Source organism: Pseudomonas sp. IT-P395 (assembly GCF_949767675.1).
GTDB lineage: Bacteria > Pseudomonadota > Gammaproteobacteria > Pseudomonadales > Pseudomonadaceae > Aquipseudomonas.
The window spans coordinates 156522-173710 of sequence record NZ_CATKPW010000001.1 but is presented as its reverse complement, the minus strand read 5'-3'; the positions used below and the strand labels follow the sequence as shown (position 1 = coordinate 173710).

Genomic DNA, 17189 nt, shown 5'->3' with positions numbered 1-17189 from the left:
AGAGCCGGTTTTTTAACAGCAAAACCGGATCCGCAGCCAGTTCGAAATTCAGAACAACCCGTGCAGTTTTTCAGCGTCGATGAAATCCGCCGCCTCCACCGCCGCCAAACGAGTGATTCATGAATTGCGAAGAGTTGTGAAAGTTGTTGGTGCGCTGGTTGCCGAAGTTGCGCGCAGCGGAGTCACGGTTGAGGTTCTGCAATTGCGCATTGTTATTGACCGGGGCAGTGCGAGTCGCGCCCCCGACCATCGATTGCCAGCCGTTGTCGGTCTTCTTGTAGACGTTGCCGTCGCGTCCTGCGTAAACGTTGTCGCCCACGCGTGCAGCGCCGCCATTGCGCCCGCGAATCCCGCCATATTGAGTGGTGTTGCCGGTGTTGGGGTTGTACACGGCGCCACGATTGGCGGTGACCTGCGTGCCGTTACGCGCATTGCCGGCGGTGACCCGTTCGCCGGCAATGGCACCACCGTTCGGTCCGACTGCCACGCCGCTGCGTCCGGCTGCGTAATTGCCGGTGTAGACGTTGTGCACGGCACCGCGTTGACCGGCAGCCGCGACGCCCGTGCGTGAGTTGTAGGAAGCACCGACCTGGCCGGCCCAGCGATTGCCGGTCCAGGCGTTGTAGCCCGCGCCATAGCGGCTGACCGTGGCCCGGTCACCCCACTGATGATAGAGGTTGCCGGTAGTGCCGGCCCAGCCGCCAGGTCCCCAGGCCACCGCGCCACCGCGATAGCCGTAAGCGGCGCCACCCCAGGCCAGTGGCGCCGGGTACAGGTGCGGCCCCCAGGCATAACCCCAACCGTAATTGCCCCACCACGGGTACGCGCCCCAGCCCCAACCCATCGCCACGGTGCTGCCGCCCCAACTCCAGCCAAAACCGAAACCGAAAGTCCAGCCCGTCCACGGTGTATAGCGGATGGCGACGCCGAAACCGTAAGTCACCGGCGGGCCATACCAGACGCTGCCCACCCAGGGCGTGTAGGGATAACCGGTGCCATACACCACGACGCCCGTGTTCGGATCAAGATTTGAACCCTGATAACCCGGCGTGTAGCCGACCACCACGGTATCGCCGCTGGACTCGTAGACCTTGACGTACGTGAGGTAATGCATGGGCGAGCTCGGCGGGATCGAATAGATCACCGCTGGCACGGAACTGGCGACAACCCACGGGCCGTTCACACCGGTAGCGGTGAACCAGATACCGTTTTCCACGGCGTACCAGCTGTCGTTGTCGACTCGGATAATGGGCGTAGCGCTGTTGACCACATATTGCAGCGTCGTGGTGTTGATGGCTTTGAGTTGCGGCTCGCCATCGAACTGTGGCGCGGTCATTTTCACCGCGCTTTTTTTGATCGCCGACGTCTGTGGAATAGTCGCAGCAATGGCGGCCTCTTTGGCTTGCGGCGTGCCGGCGACCGAAGCTTTGACGTTTTCCTTCGGGCTGTCATCGGGAATGTTGGCGAAATCTGCCGGCAGCTTGTCTGCCGGGGTAAACGTCCACGGGCCATTCATATCGGTGGCGCGAAACCAGCGCCCGGAGATCAGCACATAGCTGTTCTGGTCACCGATCTCCTTGAAGATGTGCCCGGTGGTATTGCTGACATACAGCAAACCGGTGCCCTGAATGGGCGTCCATTGCGCTGCGCCGTCAGTGACCAGTAATTCAGTGGGCGTGGTCGCGACAAAAATCTTTGGTTGTGGTGACCTGGCCAGGCTGGGGATTTTGTCTTTCGGGTCGCTTTGCCCGGTCAGCAGATCGACTTGCCGGCTCTGAATGGCGGCCTGTTTGGCTTTTTCCAGTTCGGCAAACGGTGTGGCCAGGCGGGTATACGCGCCATTGATCTGGTCCGCGACCATCCAGCCATCAAAGACGTGCAGATAATGTTTGCCCTGCGCGTCTTTCAACAACAGCGGGCGAGTATTGATCACCCGCTGCAGCGCCGTGCCGTCCACCGATCGGTAGGCCGCATCGCCATCGATATAGACGAGCAGGGCGGGAACGTCAGAACTGATGATGGTCGGCGGCGTGTTTTCCAGCGGCGCGTTGTCAGTTTTCTGCTCGGCTGACAGAACGCCGACAGCCGCTTCCAGTTGATCCAGCGAAATGGTTTTCTTGCGGTTGTCGGCGTCCTTCTGCAGGGCTGCGATCCAAGTGTCGGCTTGACTGGCATCGGCCGGGAAATCGGCTTTGATGATTTTGTACTGATCCAGCGCGACCCAGCGCGTGGCCTTGTCGACCAGCGTATGCGCGCTGAACTGCACAATGCCGTAGGTTGATTTGCCATCGGCGTTGGTGGCTTCAACCGCCGCACGAGCATTGAGGGTGTAGCCGTCCCAACTGTCGAGTTGCGGCTGATAGACCGTCAGCTTCGCTTTGCCGCTGCTGATCACTTGCGGCCAGGTCGGCTCGCTCGGGGTCTCAGCGGCCGGTGCCGCCCAGGCACTGCCGAACGTCAGCAGGCACAGCATCAACATCATGAGAAACGAGCGCGGGTAAGGCATTGTCAGCTCCATCGACAGGCCGATTTCTGAAGGAATAACGGCGAAACCACGACCGTCGAAAAAGCATAGTCGCCCGTGTTGGAAACACCCGGCGGATTCGCCGATTGGCACAAAGTCGTATGTGGCAGCGTGTTGCAATGTGGTATTTCAAGGCACGACATTCTGAAAACAGTCATACGAGGCAGTCATGTTCAACGCCATTGTGATCGACAAAGACGACAGCGGTTATCGCGCCAGCCTGCAGAAAGTGAACGAAGATCAGTTGCCCGAAGGCGATGTCACCGTCGCTGTTGCGTACAGCACGCTGAACTTCAAGGATGGGCTGGCGATTACCGGCAGCAGTCCGGTGGTACGCAAGTTTCCGATGGTGCCGGGGATCGACCTGGCGGGCAGCGTAGAAGCCAGTTCGCACCCCGACTATAAGGTGGGTGATCAGGTGGTCCTCAATGGCTGGGGTGTCGGCGAAAATCACTGGGGTGGTCTGGCGCAGAAGGCGCGGCTCAATGGCGACTGGCTGATTCCATTGCCCAAAGCCTTCACCGCAGCGCAAGCCATGGCCGTCGGTACGGCCGGGTATACGGCGATGCTGTGCATTCTGGCACTCGAACGTAATGGCGTGACGCCCGATCAGGGTGAGGTGTTGGTCACGGGGGCCAACGGTGGCGTTGGCAGTTTCGCCATCGCTTTGCTGAGCAAGCTCGGCTACCGCGTCGTCGCATCCACCGGCCGTGTTTCCGAGCATGAGTATCTGAAGCAGTTGGGCGCCGCTGAAATCATCGACCGCGCGACCTTGTCAGCGCCCGGCAAGCCACTGGCCAAAGAGCGCTGGGCAGCGGTGATCGATTCGGTAGGCAGTCATACGCTGGCCAATGCCTGCGCCAGCACTCGCTCCGAAGGCACCGTCGCCGCCTGTGGTCTGGCGCAGGGCATGGATTTCCCGGCGTCGGTTGCACCGTTCATTTTGCGTGGTGTGACACTGGCCGGCATCAATAGCGTGACCCAGCCCAAGGCGCGCCGCCTCGAAGCGTGGGAGCGTCTGGCCAGGGATCTGGATTTCTCCTTGCTGGCATTGATCAGCCATGAAATCGGCCTGAACGAGGCGATTGATGCGGCGCCGAAGTTACTTGCCGGACAGCTTCGCGGGCGGGTTGTAGTGGACGTTAATCGCTGACAATGTCAGTCGCGATCGACCTCGGCATCCGTCAAGCCTGTGTCTCGCGCTCAAGCAATTGACGTTTGCGCTCGACGCCCCAGCGATAGCCCGAAAGATTGCCATCGCTGCGCACCACGCGGTGGCAAGGGATCGCCACCGCCAAACGGTTGGCCCCACAGGCCTGGGCTACCGCGCGCATGGATGTCGGTGCGCCAATGCGCTGGGCAATCTCGGCGTAGCTGGCCGTCTGGCCCAACGGAATTTCCCGCAGCGCCTGCCACACGCGTTCCTGAAACGCCGTGCCTCGCACGTCCAGTGGCAGGTCCAGGCCAATCGCCGGCGCTTCGATAAATCCCACGACTCTGGCGATCAATTGCTCGAAACCGCTATCGGCGCCAATCAGGTTAGCCTTACGAAACTGGTCCTGCAGATCGCACACCAATTGATGCGGATCGTCACCCAGCAGAATCGCACACACACCGCGCTCGCTTTGCGCCACCAGAATCGCTCCTAGCGAGCATTGGCCGACGGCGAAGCGAATGTCGTTGTTCCTCCCGGCCGCGCGATAGTCGCCGGGTTTCATCCCCAACAAATGATCTGCTGATTCATAGAAACGGCTATTGGAATTGAAACCGGCGTCATACAGCGCATCGGTTACCGAGCCGCCGTCTGCCAGGCGCTCACGGACTTTGCGCGAGCGATGCGCCGTTGCGTAGCCCTTGGGCGTCAACCCCGTCGCGGCCTTGAAGACACGATGGAAGTGAAACGGACTCAGGCCAGCGGTTTGCGCCAGTTCGTTGAGCGCCGGCAACGTCTCGGCGGATTCGATTTGGCGGCAGGCAATGGCGACGGTCGCGGCATGCTGCGCGGCGACATCACTTTGATCCTTGCTGGTTCTTTTGCTCGGCCGATAGCCGGCAGCCTCGGCCTGTTCAGCGGTATCGAAAAACTCGACGTTCTGCGGTTTCGGCAAGCGCGCAAGGCTGCTCGGGCGGCAGTAGATGCCGGTGGTTTTCACCGCGTAGACAAATTGCCCGTCCGCTCGTGAATCTCGCGCAACCACAGCGGCCCAGCGTGGGTCTGTTTCAATCGTGAAAGGAGTCGAAAACGTTTTCATGAGGGTTTGTCCGTTGACCTGTTTGATTCAGGTTAACCAGCGTCGCAAGGCGCAACACTCCGGGCCTTGCGGTCAAATTTTTTGCAGACTATCCGGCCACGCGAAAGGTCAGATTGATCCGCTGTTCCCCCAGGCGCGGATGCCGTCCTTGCTTGATCGGCAGTACACCGTGAAAACGCAAGCGATCAACGCCACCCCAGACCACCATGTCGCCATGCAGCAAGGCAATGCGCTGGCTCTTGTCGCTGCGATTGAAACCGCCGAAGAGGAACATTGCCGGCAACCCCAGTGACAGCGAAACGATCGGTGCACTGTAGGCCTTTTCGTCTTTATCCTGGTGCAATGACATCTTGGCGCCGGGGACATAGCGGTTGATCAGGCAGGAATCGGCGTTGAAATCAGCGAATCCGGCTTGCGCGGCTGCCGAGTGCGCCAGTGCCGCGAATACTTCCGGCATTGGCGGCCATGGCAAATGACTGAGCGGATCGACGCCTGAATAACGATAGCCATAGCAATCAGTGATCCAGCCCAAAGCGCCGCAACTGCTGGTGCCCACCGACATGCTGAATCCACCCGGCGTGACCATGTGGCGCAACGGCGCTGCGGCAAGAATCGTATCCAGCGCCGGCAGGATCTGCTCGATCAGCGGCAGGGCAAAACCATGCAGCAGCCACGATTGCTCGCCAATCTGCTCGGCGCGGGGGCGTTGCTCGGGTTCATGATCGGCGAACAGATCGAAAGTGTTCGGTTGCATGTAGGTCAGGTGGCGTCGTGAAAGATGATGCCTAGGGTATGCCTTTTTCCACTGTGCAGGCGACTGACGCCGTGGCGCATCGTTACCCGATAATCACCGCGCACGCCTTTGACCGGGCGCTGGTTCACGGCAAAGATCACCGCATCACCTTTCGTCAGATCAAGTACGTGCGGGCGAGACTGCATGCGCGGGCGCTGCTCGGTGAGAACGAATTCGCCCCCACTGAAGTCTTGCCCGGGTTCTGACAGAAGTATCGCCACTTGCAGCGGAAACACCGATTCGCCGTACAGGTCCTGATGCAGGCAGTTGTAGTCCTGCGCGCCGTACTGCAAAAGAAGCGGGGTAGGGCGTAGTTGACTGGTGGCATGGCAGCGCTGAAGAAATTCGGCATGGCTCGGCGGAAAACGCTCGGGCAGGTTCATGCGTTCGTACCAGCGATTGGCCAAGGCAACCAGGCGCGGGTACAGCGCGCCGCGAAGGCGTTCTACGGGTGTCGGCAGGGGATAACGAAAATATTTGTACTCGCCACGACCGAAACCGTGGCGGGCCATGATGACCTGCGAACGAAACGGTTCGGTCTGCTGATACAGCGCACTCAATTGATCGCAGGTTTTAGCCAGCAGCAGCGAACGGACGATCGCGTAGCCGTCCTGATCCAGTTGCCGCTCAAGGCTTGCCCAGTCGAGTGAATCCAGACGAGAGGGTGACATCGACATGCTGACTCCTTGACGCTTGGTCGAAGAAAATCAGTCTAGGCAGGGCCTCGCGGCAGAACACTCCGCCGCTTGCGGTCGAATTCCTGTCGATGCTTACAGCGCTTTGCTGACGGCGATCTCGCTGATCACGTCGTCGCTCTGGCCGTGAAGGGCATCCAAAGCAGCCTTGGCTTCTTCGGCAGTGCCGTTTTCCAGCTGCGCGAACTCAAAGCGGCGTTCACCGTTGAGTTTGTATTTGATGACGTATTTGGTCGTTTGGGCCACGGTCATGCATTCCTTTCTGGTTGGACGGCTTGTCTCAGCTGAGTTTGGTGCTGGAGCGGCGGATGATCTTGATCGAGTGAGTCAGCGTCGGCTTGCGGGTCACGCTGATCGCACGGCGGTTGACGGTGTCGATGGTGATGTTCCAGAAACCGGTGCTCGGCGCGGTGATACGGGCCGGAAAGGTGTCGAAGGCGCCGCCGTGATAGGTGTGACGGCCGCCGTTTTTGAAGCTGCGGAAGTTGGCGTCGTTCATCAGACGGATGTTGCACATTTGCGAGCATTGGATGACGACGATGTCGTCTTCGTTGAGGTGTTCGCGCTGGTGAATGAATTTCATGGGCGCCTCCAGAAGGGCTTTTTCTACAAAATCAAAACGATAGCTTGTAATTGCGCGCAGTTTATCAGCCCGCACGGGTTATTATCTGGCCGTCGGGCGTTGGTTTGACAATTTTGAACAGATATTCGCAATCGGATGCGGGTTAAATGCAGAAGGCCCCGGAGAAAAACGGCATTTGTGCTGTCGGACGGTCTTTAACGGAGGTTTTGTATGAAGTGGGGTGTGGTGTGTCTACCGTTGATTCTGGCTGTGGGTGGTTGTGCGAGTGTTTCCGAAATCAATGAAACGCTGCCGACCGTGAGCGTAATCTCCGGCAAGAAACCCCATGAATATGCCCAATGCCTGGCCGAGAAGCTGGCGGACAGCCGCGGTGCGCTGCAAATGCAGCCGCACAAGGACGGGGTTCGGGTGATCGTCCCGGGTAAATTTTCCACCGGCGCGGCAGCGGTATTTGATATCGAAGATCGCTCCGGCGGCAGCAGCATCAAGTTGCATGAGCGCATGTCGAATGTGCCAGTACGTCCGCGTGATGTGCGAAACGCCGCCAATGCGTGTATTTCCGGCTGATAGACTGATTGTCATCAGCAACGATGCCGTCGCAGTCATGCTGTGACGGCATTTTCATTTCTGGAGTCGCGATGAAGCGAGAGCAAGTACGGGAGCGCCACGTAGAGGGCCTGATCTCTGCCACCCATGTCATCCAGAACCCGGCGAATCCGGGGGAGTGGATCGTGTTTTTCAAGAAGAGCGCCGGACGCAGTTATTTTCTGGTCGACGAAAACGACGAAGTCGAGTCGTTCAACCGTCTCGACGATCTGATCGAAGTCGTACGCGGACTCGGGATCAAATTCGCCGAAATTCATATGTAAGGTCTATTTGCAGACCACGACAACGCTGCGGTTCTTGTAGTTGCCGACATCGACTCCCAGCGTTTTGTCGCTTTCCTTGGGCTGAGGCGTACCGTCAGTGCCCACGATGCGATAACCGGTGCCTGCACAGGACGCATCGGCTTTTTCATAGCAGGTCGCCCAGGAGTTGGCTTCGCCGGAGCAATCGATCGACAGGCCCTGTTCACCGTTGTTCAGGTACGTGGGTTGGGAGGTCGCGCAGCCGGCCAGTGCCAATACCGCTATCAGGGGCAGCCATTTTTTCAAAGTCATGTTCGGGGTCTTCAGCAAGGGGGACTAGACGCTCTGACAGCGCCGGTGTGAAAAGGTTATAGCGTTTGGCCACTTGTTTGTCAGCGGGCACAAAAAAGCCCTGCACAAGGGCAGGGCTGGGGCGTGTCGGGACTGATCAGTCCTGATCTTTGCCGCGGCGCTTGGCCGATGCCGGAGTGTCCGTGAATACGGAAGCCACATCGGTGGCCATTTGTTCGCTGTCGAAAGGCCCGGCGATGTGTTCGCCATTGGTGGTGGTCAGCGTCCACTTGCCGTCTTTCTTGTCGATCACATACCCGTTGATGATTTTTACCGCGGCCATCTATCTGTCTCGTTCGCTGGTTCAAAGGCGCCATGATACCGCCAAATGCTGGCATTGGGGGGCGATGAGCGTATGGTAATCCGGATTGTCGACAGCTATGAGCTACGCTGATCTGGCTGCGTCAGGATGCCGATGGAACTATCGGCGAGAATATTTCTCTATGTTGGCATCGGTTAGCCAGTGCGGGGCATTGTAAGGTGCACGCCGCCTGATTAGACTGCGCCGAAACTCGTACACACAGCCCTTTCAAGGACTTATATGATCAAGAAATGCTTGTTCCCAGCAGCCGGTTACGGTACTCGCTTCCTGCCAGCGACTAAAGCCATGCCTAAAGAAATGCTGCCGGTGGTAAACAAGCCACTGATCCAGTACGGCGTTGAAGAAGCTCTGGATGCCGGCCTGACGGAAATCTCCATCGTCACCGGTCGTGGCAAGCGTGCTCTGGAAGACCACTTCGACATCAGCTACGAGCTGGAAAACCAGATCAAAGGCACCGACAAAGAGAAATACCTGGTCGGTATCCGCAAACTGCTCGACGAGTGCTCGTTCTCCTACACCCGTCAGACTGAAATGAAAGGCCTGGGTCACGCGATCCTGACCGGCCGCCCGCTGATCGGCGACGAACCGTTCGCCGTGGTTCTGGCGGATGACCTGTGCGTCAACCTCGAAGGCGACGGCGTACTGACCCAAATGGTCAAGCTGTACAAGCAGTTCCGCTGCTCGATCATCGCCATCCAGGAAGTCGATCCGCAGGAAACCAGCAAATACGGCGTTATCGCTGGCGAGATGATTCGCGACGACATCTACCGCGTGCACAGCATGGTCGAGAAGCCAAAGCCGGAAGACGCGCCGTCGAACCTGGCAATCATCGGTCGTTACATCCTGACCCCGGACATCTTCGACCTGATCGAACAGACCGAGCCAGGCAAGGGCGGCGAAATCCAGATCACCGACGCCCTGATGAAACAAGCCCAGAACGGCTGCGTCATGGCCTACAAGTTCAAAGGCAAGCGATTCGACTGCGGTGGCGCTGAAGGCTACATCGAAGCGACCAACTTCTGCTTCGAGAACTTCTACAAGACTGGCAAGGCTTACTAAGAGCGCTTGATTGGTCTGTAAGAAAAACCCGCTTCGGCGGGTTTTTTCATTTTGCGCCCCCATATGACTGGCAGTGCTTGCCCAATGGGCGTCTGCAGGTATGCTGATCCCCTGCCGAGGAGATAGAAATGGCCTACGATTTTGACCTTTATGTGATTGGTGCCGGTTCCGGCGGTGTGCGCGCTGCGCGTTTTGCGGCCGGTTTCGGTGCGAAAGTGGCGGTGGCGGAGAGCCGTTATCTGGGCGGGACCTGCGTCAATGTCGGCTGTGTGCCGAAAAAGCTGCTGGTGTACGGCGCGCATTTCGCCGAAGACTTTGAGCAGGCGCCCGGTTTCGGCTGGAGCCTGGGTGAGGCGAATTTCGATTGGGCGACGCTGATCGCCAACAAGGATCGCGAGATCAATCGCCTCAACGGCATCTATCGCAACCTGCTGGTCAACAGCGGCGTGACCCTGCATGAAGCGCACGCGAAGATCGTTGGCCCGCATGAGGTTGAAGTGAATGGTGAGCGCTACACCGCGAAAAACATCCTGATTGCCACCGGTGGCTGGCCGCAGATTCCGGAAATTCCGGGGCGCGAACACGCAATTGGTTCCAATGAAGCGTTCTTCCTCAAAGAGCTGCCAAAGCGTGTGCTGGTGGTGGGCGGCGGTTATATCGCGGTCGAATTCGCCGGGATTTTCCACGGCCTCGGTGCAAATACCACGCTGCTGTATCGCGGTGATCTGTTCCTGCGCGGCTTCGATGGTTCGGTGCGCAAGCATTTGCAGGAAGAGTTGACCAAACGTGGTCTGGATCTGCAGTTCAATGCTGACATCGCGCGCATCGACAAGCAGGTTGACGGCAGCTTGAAAGCCACCCTCAAGGATGGTCGTGAGCTGGAGGCGGATTGCATTTTCTACGCCACGGGGCGGCGTCCGATGCTGGACAATCTGGGGCTGGAAAACACCGATGTGCAGCTCACCGACAAAGGCTTCATCAAAGTCGACGAGCAGTACCAGACCAGCGAGCCATCGATTCTGGCGCTGGGCGATGTCATTGGTCGTGTGCAACTGACGCCAGTGGCATTGGCTGAAGGTATGGCCGTGGCGCGTCGTCTGTTCAAACCTGAGCAATACCGTCCGGTGGATTACAAGATGATCCCGACGGCGGTGTTCAGCCTGCCGAACATCGGCACGGTCGGTTTGACCGAGGAAGAAGCGCGCGACGCGGGTCATGATGTGGTGATCTTCGAGAGCCGTTTCCGACCGATGAAGCTGACCCTGACCGAGTGCCAGGAGAAGACGCTGATGAAGCTGGTGGTCGACGGCAAGACCGACAAAGTCCTCGGCTGCCACATGGTCGGCCCGGACGCTGGCGAGATCGTTCAGGGTTTGGCGATAGCGTTGAAGGCTGGCGCAACCAAGCGTGACTTCGACGACACGATCGGGGTACACCCGACGGCCGCCGAAGAATTCGTCACCATGCGTACGCCGGTCGGCGCTTAAGCGTCTTTCGGTTTGGCTGAGTCTGGCGCTGCCGCAACGGTGGGCGCCAGACGCTGGCTTTCTTCCAGGCTTGCCTGGGCCTTGTTCAATTCCTTTTCCAGTGACTGGCTGAGCAGCGTCTGCTCCTCGACGCTCTGTTTGAGTGTCTGGCTTTCCAGGGTGGCTACGCGCAAGCGTTCCTGGAGGAGGGTGCGCTCACTGTCGACGCGGGTCGCTTGTTCGAGCAGTTGATCCTGACGCTGATTGCTCTGCTTGAGCTGATCCTGCAACAAACTCAGTTCGCGCTGGGTGCCACGGTTTTCCGTGAGCAGGCGTTCGTTGTCGCGGTGCAGTTGCGTGATCTCGTCCTGGCGGACCAATGCACTTTGCTGCGCCTGACGCAGCTCGGCCTGAATCTGCTGCACTTGCGCTTCGTGGCGGCTCTGTTCCTGCTCGCGCTGCTCTTTGCTGGCGTTGCGGTAGTGCTCCAGCGCGTCACGGGCATGCAGGTGTTTTTCTTCCAGCGAGCGGATCTGCTCGTCCTTGTCCTGCAAGCGCAATTCAAAATCCGCCAGTGCCTGATTCAGCCCGGCATTGCGGGTTTGCTCGGTTTGCAGCATTGACCGGGTGTTGCCAAGCGCTTCGGACTCACGCTCCAGTGCAGCCCCTTGAATATCGTGATCGTGTTCGAGCTTTTCCAGTGCCTGACGAGTCTGTTTCAGTTCCGACTCGAGCGCCTCGCGCTGTTCCTCGAACTGCTCGCGGGCTTGCTCGATAGGCTCTTGCGCCTGTTCTTTGAGGCGTTGGGCGAGGCGAGAGACGAGGGCGGTCAACTCGTCATCGATAGGCTCTGCGGAAGCTTCAACGGGCTGAGCGCCGTCATCCAGCTCTTTCAGATAACGATGGATCGTGGTTTTCGAACCGGTGTTGCCCATTTCAATGCGTACTGCATCGATGCTCGGGTGTTCGCCACGGGCGAGGATCGCGGTGCGCGCGATCTGCACAAGGGCTTTGGTAATGCCGCCACGGGCCATGTGAACTCCTACGGTTACGTACTGTGGTACATGCCACTAAAGTACGCAGTGTACCATCTCAAAAATAAAGATAAACCTTTGATAATAAAGACGCGGGATATACTGGTATTACCCAGTGTCAGGCGGCAAAATGCGCATCTGCATCCCCATATCAGTACGCCAGCGAGAAAACAGCCCATGAGCGATCTGGATCGCTATCTGCAAGCGGCCACCCGCGACAACACCCGCCGTAGCTATCGCGCGGCCATCGAGCATTTCGAAGTGAAGTGGGGCGGGTTCTTGCCGGCCACAGCCGACAGCGTCGCGCGGTATCTGTTAGCGCACGCCGAAGAGCTGTCGATCAATACGCTGAAACTGCGTCTGTCGGCGCTGGCGCAGTGGCACAACAGCCAAGGGTTTGCCGATCCGACCAAGGCGCCAGTGGTGCGCAAGGTCTTCAAAGGCATTCGCGCTCTGCACCCGGCGCAAGAGAAACAGGCCGAGCCGTTGCAGTTGCAGGATCTGCAGCGCGTCATCGATTGGCTTGAGCAGGAGGTGCAAACCGCGAAAGAGCAACAGGATCGCCCGTTACTGCTCAAGGCTTACCGTGATCGCGCCTTGATCCTGCTGGGATTCTGGCGCGGCTTCCGCAGCGATGAGTTGTGTCGCTTGCAAATCGAGCATGTACAGGCGCACGCCGGCAAAGGCATTACCTTGTATTTGCCACGCAGCAAGGGTGATCGGGAAAACCTCGGCCAGACCTATCAAGCGCCGGCGCTGCTCAAGCTGTGTCCGGTGCAGGCCTACATCGATTGGATCACTGAGGCGGCGCTGGTGCGTGGCCCGGTTTTTCGTAGCATCGACCGCTGGGGCAATCTGAACGAGGAGGGCTTGCACGCCAACAGCATCATCCCTCTGCTGCGCCAGGCGTTGCAGCGTGCGGGCATTGCCGCCGAAAACTACACCAGCCACTCGCTGCGCCGAGGCTTTGCCACATGGGCACACCAAAGTGGCTGGGATCTGAAGTCGTTGATGAGCTACGTCGGCTGGAAGGATATGAAGTCCGCGATGCGCTATGTTGAAGCCAGCCCATTCCAGGGAATGGCTCGGATTACGGATAAACCGGCTTCGTCGTAGAGATCGTTTTCTTCTATTAATACAGTCAGCTAATAGCGAAAACAAATCAGCAGCATCAGGTTTGCCAATGAGCCATCCGTCGAGTGAGTGGGTAGGATTCACCCATCAACTTCATAACCCCTGACGGAGAGTCATCAATGCCTATCATCAACAGCCAAGTAAAACCGTTCAAAGCTACCGCGTTCAAAAACGGCGACTTCGTTCAAGTCTCGGACGCTGACCTGAAAGGCAAGTGGTCGGTCGTGTTCTTCTACCCAGCCGACTTCACCTTCGTTTGCCCAACCGAGCTGGAAGACCTGGCTGACAACTACGCTGCCTTCCAGAAACTCGGCGTAGAGATCTACAGCGTTTCCACCGACACCCACTTTGCTCACGCTGCCTGGCACAACACTTCGCCAGCCATCGGCAAAATCGAATACACCATGATCGGCGACCCGACCCACGCCATCTCCCGCAACTTCGACGTGCTGATCGAAGAAGTTGGTCTGGCTGACCGTGGCACCTTCGTGATCAACCCTGAAGGCCAGATCAAAATCGTTGAACTGAACGATGGCGGCGTTGGTCGTGATGCTTCCGAGCTGCTGCGCAAGATCAAGGCTGCTCAGTACGTTGCTGCTCACCCGGGCGAAGTTTGCCCAGCCAAGTGGAAAGAAGGCGAGGCCACTCTGGCACCGTCCCTGGACCTGGTCGGCAAGATCTAAGTCTGTGACACGCAACTCGGGGCGGATCTCCGCACCTACTTAAGTTAGCTGCACCGCCCCATAAAAATGCCCGGGCGAGTTTCGCTCGGGCTTTTTTTCGCCTCAAATAAAGGAAATCGCCCGTATGTTGGACGCCAATCTTAAAGCCCAGTTGAAATCGTACCTGGAACGGGTCACCCAGCCGATCGAGATCGTTGCCTCCCTCGACGACGGTGCGAAATCCCGTGAAATGCTGGACCTGCTGAAAGACGTTGCCAGTCTTTCGAGCCAGATTACTTTGATCGACAGCGGTGACGACGCGCGCAAGCCATCGTTCTCGATCAACCGCCCGGGCGCTGACATCAGTCTGCGTTTCGCCGGCATCCCGATGGGCCACGAATTCACTTCGCTGGTGCTGGCCTTGCTGCAAGTCGGCGGCCACCCTTCGAAAGCCAGTGTTGAAGTGATCGAGCAGATCCGTTCGCTCAAAGGCGAGTTCAGCTTCGAGACTTACTTCTCGCTGTCCTGCCAGAACTGCCCGGACGTGGTCCAGGCGCTGAACCTGATGGCCGTACTCAACCCGAACATCCGCCACGTCGCCATCGACGGCGCGCTGTTCCAGGACGAAGTCAACGATCGCAAGATCATGGCCGTGCCAAGCATCTACCTTAATGGTGAAAACTTCGGCCAGGGCCGCATGGGCCTGGAAGAGATTCTCGCCAAACTCGACACCGGCGCCATCGAGCGTCAGGCCGAGAAGATCAGCGCTAAAGAAGCATTCGACGTGCTGGTTGTCGGCGGTGGCCCGGCCGGTGCTTCGGCAGCGATTTACGCCGCCCGTAAAGGCATCCGCACTGGCGTTGCCGCTGAGCGTTTTGGCGGTCAGGTGCTCGACACCATGGCCATCGAGAACTTCATTTCCGTACAGGAAACCGAAGGGCCGAAACTGGCCACAGCACTCGAAGAACACGTCAAGCAGTACGACGTCGACATCATGAACCTGCAACGCGCCGACAAGCTGATCCCGGGCAAAAACGGCGAGCTGCATGAAGTCCGCTTCGCCAGCGGCGCAACCCTCAAAGCCAAGAGTGTGATTCTGGCGACCGGTGCGCGCTGGCGTGAAATGAACGTGCCGGGCGAGCAGGAATACCGCAACAAAGGCGTGGCGTACTGCCCGCACTGCGACGGCCCATTGTTCAAGGGCAAGCGCGTGGCAGTGATCGGTGGCGGTAACTCCGGCGTCGAAGCGGCCATCGACCTGGCCGGGATCGTGTCGCACGTAACGCTGCTGGAGTTCGACGTACAACTGCGTGCTGACGCCGTATTGCAACGCAAGCTGCACAGCCTGCCGAACGTCACCGTGATCACCAGTGCGCAAACCACTGAAGTCACCGGCAATGGCGAGAAGGTCAACGGTCTGCGCTACAAGGATCGCAACACTGACGAGCTGCGCACTGTCGAGCTGGAAGGGATCTTCGTGCAGATTGGTTTGTTGCCGAACACCGACTGGCTGAAGGGCACCATCGAGCTGTCGCCGCGTGGCGAGATCATTGTCGATAACCGCGGTGAAACGTCGATTCCAGGCATCTTTGCAGCGGGTGACGTGACCACTGTGCCGTACAAGCAGATCGTGATTGCGGTGGGCGAGGGCGCCAAGGCTTCGCTGAGCGCTTTTGATCATTTGATCCGCACGTCGGCTCCTGCGTAACTGCCGGGCCAGAAATGAAAAAACCCATGAGCGATCATGGGTTTTTTATTGCGCGTGAAAAGCTGCCCCTCACCCCAGCCCTCTCCCGAAGGAGAGGGGGCCGACCGAGGTGTCTGGCGTTTTCCATCGACCTGAAAGCGCCAGTCGATTATGGATACAGCGCCAGCCGTTAAAGTCGGTGAACCTGCGCAATATCCCCCAATCAGCCCCTCTCCCTGTGGGAGAGGGAGCCGGCCGAGAAGTGGTGCGTCGATTTGTAAGACCTAATCGATTATGGATTCAACGCCAATCGTTCAAGTCGGTGTAACTCTGCAATATCCCCCAATCAGTTCCCTCTCCCCCAGGGAGAGGGCTAGGGTGAGGGGCTTTTGCTTTTACAGCGGCGCAGGCTGAATAATCTCGACCCAGTAACCATCCGGATCCTTGATGAACGCCAGGCTTTTCATGCGGCCATCGCTCAGACGCTTCTGGAAGTCGCAGCCCAGTTCTTCAAAACGCGCACAGGCCGAGACAATATCCGGCACCGAAATGCAGATATGGCCAAAACCACGTGGGTCGGTATTGCCGTTGTGATAAGCGAAATCGGCGTCGTTCTCAGTGCCGTGGTTGTGAGTCAGTTCCAGAATGCCTGGAATCGACTTCATCCACTCGGTGCGAGCCGCTGCGTCAGCCGGGATCTGTGCCTTGTCGACCAGTGCGAGGAAGTACAGGCTGAACTCGGCTTCCGGGAAGTCGCGCTTCTCAACCAGCGAGAAACCCAGAACGCGGGTGTAGAAGTCCAGGGATTGGGTGATGTCTTTGACGCGCAACATGGTGTGGTTGAAGACGAAGTTGCGGGTTGCGCTGTCTGGGGTGGCAGTGACGCCGGGGAAAGTGTTGAGTTCGTGCAGGCTCATGGGCCCTCCAATAACTATGGGCGAGTGAATGGGCGCAATGATACGCATGCCTGTCGGCATCGCCAAATGAAAGGGCAGGCTTGCCCTGCGTGCGGGCGAGCCTCAGACTTTACCGCTCAATCTGTGAGTGCGCCCGGCAATGATCCGACTGTTCAAATCCCTGTTTGTTTTTTCTTTTTTGTCGCTGGTGGCGGTGTGCGCGTCGGCGGACGAACCGAGCATCACCTGGCCGGCCGGCTGGGAAGTCGAGGCGCTGCCTCCGGTGACGGCACAGGTTTCCCGTCAGCGAGCGGTGAAGAATGATGCCAATGGCAATCAGGTGATGGTGATGGAATTGACCATGACTCAGGTTGAGAAGGGCCACCAGGTCAATTTGCAGGGCGTGCTGCTGGAAATGCGCAAGTCGATACAGAAGGACTTCTTCCAGGGCGGCTACCAAAGCGTCTGCAACAAAGTGCATGCGGCGACGCTGGGTTCTTTGTCGGCGCTGGAAACCACTTGCACGATCACCGAAAACGGTCGGCATGTGTTGTCGCAAACCCTGGTAGCGGCGGTAGAGGCGGACAAGGCTTATGTTCTTTCCTACGCCGGGCAAGCTGAGGTTTATAAGGCGAGCGCAGACGAGATAGTGGCGGCGAGAAACAGCTTGAAACTTTAAGCCGCTGTACTCTTCACGGCGAAGGTTAGATACCCGAAGGGATTAAGTACAAAGTTTAACGTGGGTCACGATCGTAACATCGCGCAGCAAAATGTTTGGCGTCTGGCTCAGCAACGTTACAGAAAACTCGAAACTTCTTCGATGAAATTCATTTCATTTGTTAGATATTGTCAATAAAAAAGCCCTGCATGATGCAGGGCTTTT

19 protein-coding genes are annotated in these 17189 nt (G+C 58.3%); 9 read left to right on the top strand and 10 right to left on the bottom strand.

All coding sequences use genetic code 11. The features are described 5' to 3' along the window. Positions 1–70 precede the first annotated feature (70 nt). The gene (locus ACM6IN_RS00700; protein ID WP_414915189.1) at positions 71–2506 is read right to left on the bottom strand and encodes an autotransporter; all 2436 of its coding nucleotides are present in this window, start codon (positions 2504–2506) and stop codon (positions 71–73) included. A 187-nt stretch (positions 2507–2693) separates the two neighbouring features. On the opposite strand from ACM6IN_RS00700, the gene ACM6IN_RS00695 reads away from it, so the two are divergent. Beyond that, positions 2694–3677 (top strand): MDR family oxidoreductase, encoded by a 984-nt coding sequence (locus ACM6IN_RS00695; RefSeq protein ID WP_414915188.1) that lies wholly within the window; start codon positions 2694–2696, stop codon positions 3675–3677. A 31-nt stretch (positions 3678–3708) separates the two neighbouring features. On the opposite strand, the gene ada is transcribed toward ACM6IN_RS00695, so the two are convergent. The 5 genes from ada to ACM6IN_RS00670 form a co-directional block, all read right to left on the bottom strand. Beyond that, entirely contained in the window at positions 3709–4776 is a 1068-nt protein-coding gene (ada, locus tag ACM6IN_RS00690) for a bifunctional DNA-binding transcriptional regulator/O6-methylguanine-DNA methyltransferase Ada (RefSeq protein ID WP_414915187.1), read from the bottom strand. Positions 4777–4864: 88 nt separating this feature from the next. Beyond that, positions 4865–5530, bottom strand: a complete 666-nt coding sequence (gene alkB, locus ACM6IN_RS00685) for a DNA oxidative demethylase AlkB (protein WP_414915186.1) — start codon at positions 5528–5530, stop codon at positions 4865–4867. A gap of 5 nt (positions 5531–5535) precedes the next feature. After that, complete coding sequence (locus tag ACM6IN_RS00680; RefSeq protein WP_414915185.1) at positions 5536–6246, bottom strand: 2OG-Fe(II) oxygenase; 711 nt, start codon at positions 6244–6246, stop codon at positions 5536–5538. Between the two features lie 93 nt (positions 6247–6339). Beyond that, positions 6340–6516, bottom strand: coding sequence for a hypothetical protein (locus ACM6IN_RS00675; RefSeq protein ID WP_007912252.1), 177 nt, complete (start codon positions 6514–6516; stop codon positions 6340–6342). Positions 6517–6544: 28 nt separating this feature from the next. Then, complete coding sequence (locus ACM6IN_RS00670; protein WP_007912251.1) at positions 6545–6847, bottom strand: DUF1883 domain-containing protein; 303 nt, start codon at positions 6845–6847, stop codon at positions 6545–6547. Between the two features lie 210 nt (positions 6848–7057). Between ACM6IN_RS00670 and ACM6IN_RS00665 the strand changes: the two genes are divergently transcribed. Together ACM6IN_RS00665 and ACM6IN_RS00660 are read left to right on the top strand one after the other, a co-directional pair. After that, complete coding sequence (locus ACM6IN_RS00665) at positions 7058–7414, top strand: hypothetical protein (RefSeq protein ID WP_007912249.1); 357 nt, start codon at positions 7058–7060, stop codon at positions 7412–7414. A gap of 71 nt (positions 7415–7485) precedes the next feature. Then, complete coding sequence (locus ACM6IN_RS00660) at positions 7486–7716, top strand: hypothetical protein (RefSeq protein WP_007912247.1); 231 nt, start codon at positions 7486–7488, stop codon at positions 7714–7716. 3 nt (positions 7717–7719) lie between these two features. On the opposite strand, the gene ACM6IN_RS00655 is transcribed toward ACM6IN_RS00660, so the two are convergent. After that, positions 7720–8007: a hypothetical protein gene (locus ACM6IN_RS00655; protein ID WP_123375111.1), complete on the bottom strand. Its 288-nt coding sequence runs from the start codon at positions 8005–8007 to the stop codon at positions 7720–7722. 136 nt (positions 8008–8143) lie between these two features. Further along, positions 8144–8329: a hypothetical protein gene (locus tag ACM6IN_RS00650; protein ID WP_007912238.1), complete on the bottom strand. Its 186-nt coding sequence runs from the start codon at positions 8327–8329 to the stop codon at positions 8144–8146. Between the two features lie 258 nt (positions 8330–8587). On the opposite strand from ACM6IN_RS00650, the gene galU reads away from it, so the two are divergent. Both galU and gorA read left to right on the top strand, forming a co-directional pair. After that, complete coding sequence (gene galU, locus ACM6IN_RS00645; RefSeq protein ID WP_007912230.1) at positions 8588–9427, top strand: UTP--glucose-1-phosphate uridylyltransferase GalU; 840 nt, start codon at positions 8588–8590, stop codon at positions 9425–9427. A gap of 128 nt (positions 9428–9555) precedes the next feature. Then, entirely contained in the window at positions 9556–10914 is a 1359-nt protein-coding gene (gorA, locus tag ACM6IN_RS00640) for a glutathione-disulfide reductase (protein WP_414915184.1), read from the top strand. Here gorA and ACM6IN_RS00635 read toward each other — a convergent pair. Continuing rightward, complete coding sequence (locus ACM6IN_RS00635; protein WP_414915183.1) at positions 10911–11927, bottom strand: DNA-binding protein; 1017 nt, start codon at positions 11925–11927, stop codon at positions 10911–10913. The two genes, gorA and ACM6IN_RS00635, sit on opposite strands and share 4 nt — an antisense overlap. A 177-nt stretch (positions 11928–12104) precedes the next feature. On the opposite strand from ACM6IN_RS00635, the gene ACM6IN_RS00630 reads away from it, so the two are divergent. The 3 genes from ACM6IN_RS00630 (at position 12105) to ahpF (ending at position 15431) form a co-directional block, all read left to right on the top strand. After that, positions 12105–13043 (top strand): site-specific integrase, encoded by a 939-nt coding sequence (locus tag ACM6IN_RS00630; RefSeq protein WP_414915182.1) that lies wholly within the window; start codon positions 12105–12107, stop codon positions 13041–13043. Between the two features lie 137 nt (positions 13044–13180). After that, positions 13181–13744 (top strand): alkyl hydroperoxide reductase subunit C, encoded by a 564-nt coding sequence (gene ahpC / locus ACM6IN_RS00625; RefSeq protein WP_007912224.1) that lies wholly within the window; start codon positions 13181–13183, stop codon positions 13742–13744. A gap of 124 nt (positions 13745–13868) precedes the next feature. Continuing rightward, positions 13869–15431, top strand: a complete 1563-nt coding sequence (gene ahpF, locus ACM6IN_RS00620) for an alkyl hydroperoxide reductase subunit F (RefSeq protein WP_150776283.1) — start codon at positions 13869–13871, stop codon at positions 15429–15431. 374 nt (positions 15432–15805) lie between these two features. Here ahpF and gloA read toward each other — a convergent pair whose 3' ends face one another. Beyond that, the gene (gene gloA, locus ACM6IN_RS00615) at positions 15806–16327 is read right to left on the bottom strand and encodes a lactoylglutathione lyase (protein WP_007912219.1); all 522 of its coding nucleotides are present in this window, start codon (positions 16325–16327) and stop codon (positions 15806–15808) included. Positions 16328–16466: 139 nt separating this feature from the next. Here gloA and ACM6IN_RS00610 point away from each other — a divergent pair, with 139 nt between their 5' ends. Further along, positions 16467–16985 carry a DUF4946 domain-containing protein gene (locus ACM6IN_RS00610; RefSeq protein WP_007912218.1) on the top strand — a complete coding sequence of 173 codons (519 nt, stop codon included), beginning with the start codon at positions 16467–16469 and terminating at the stop codon, positions 16983–16985. Positions 16986–17189: the final 204 nt, after the last annotated feature.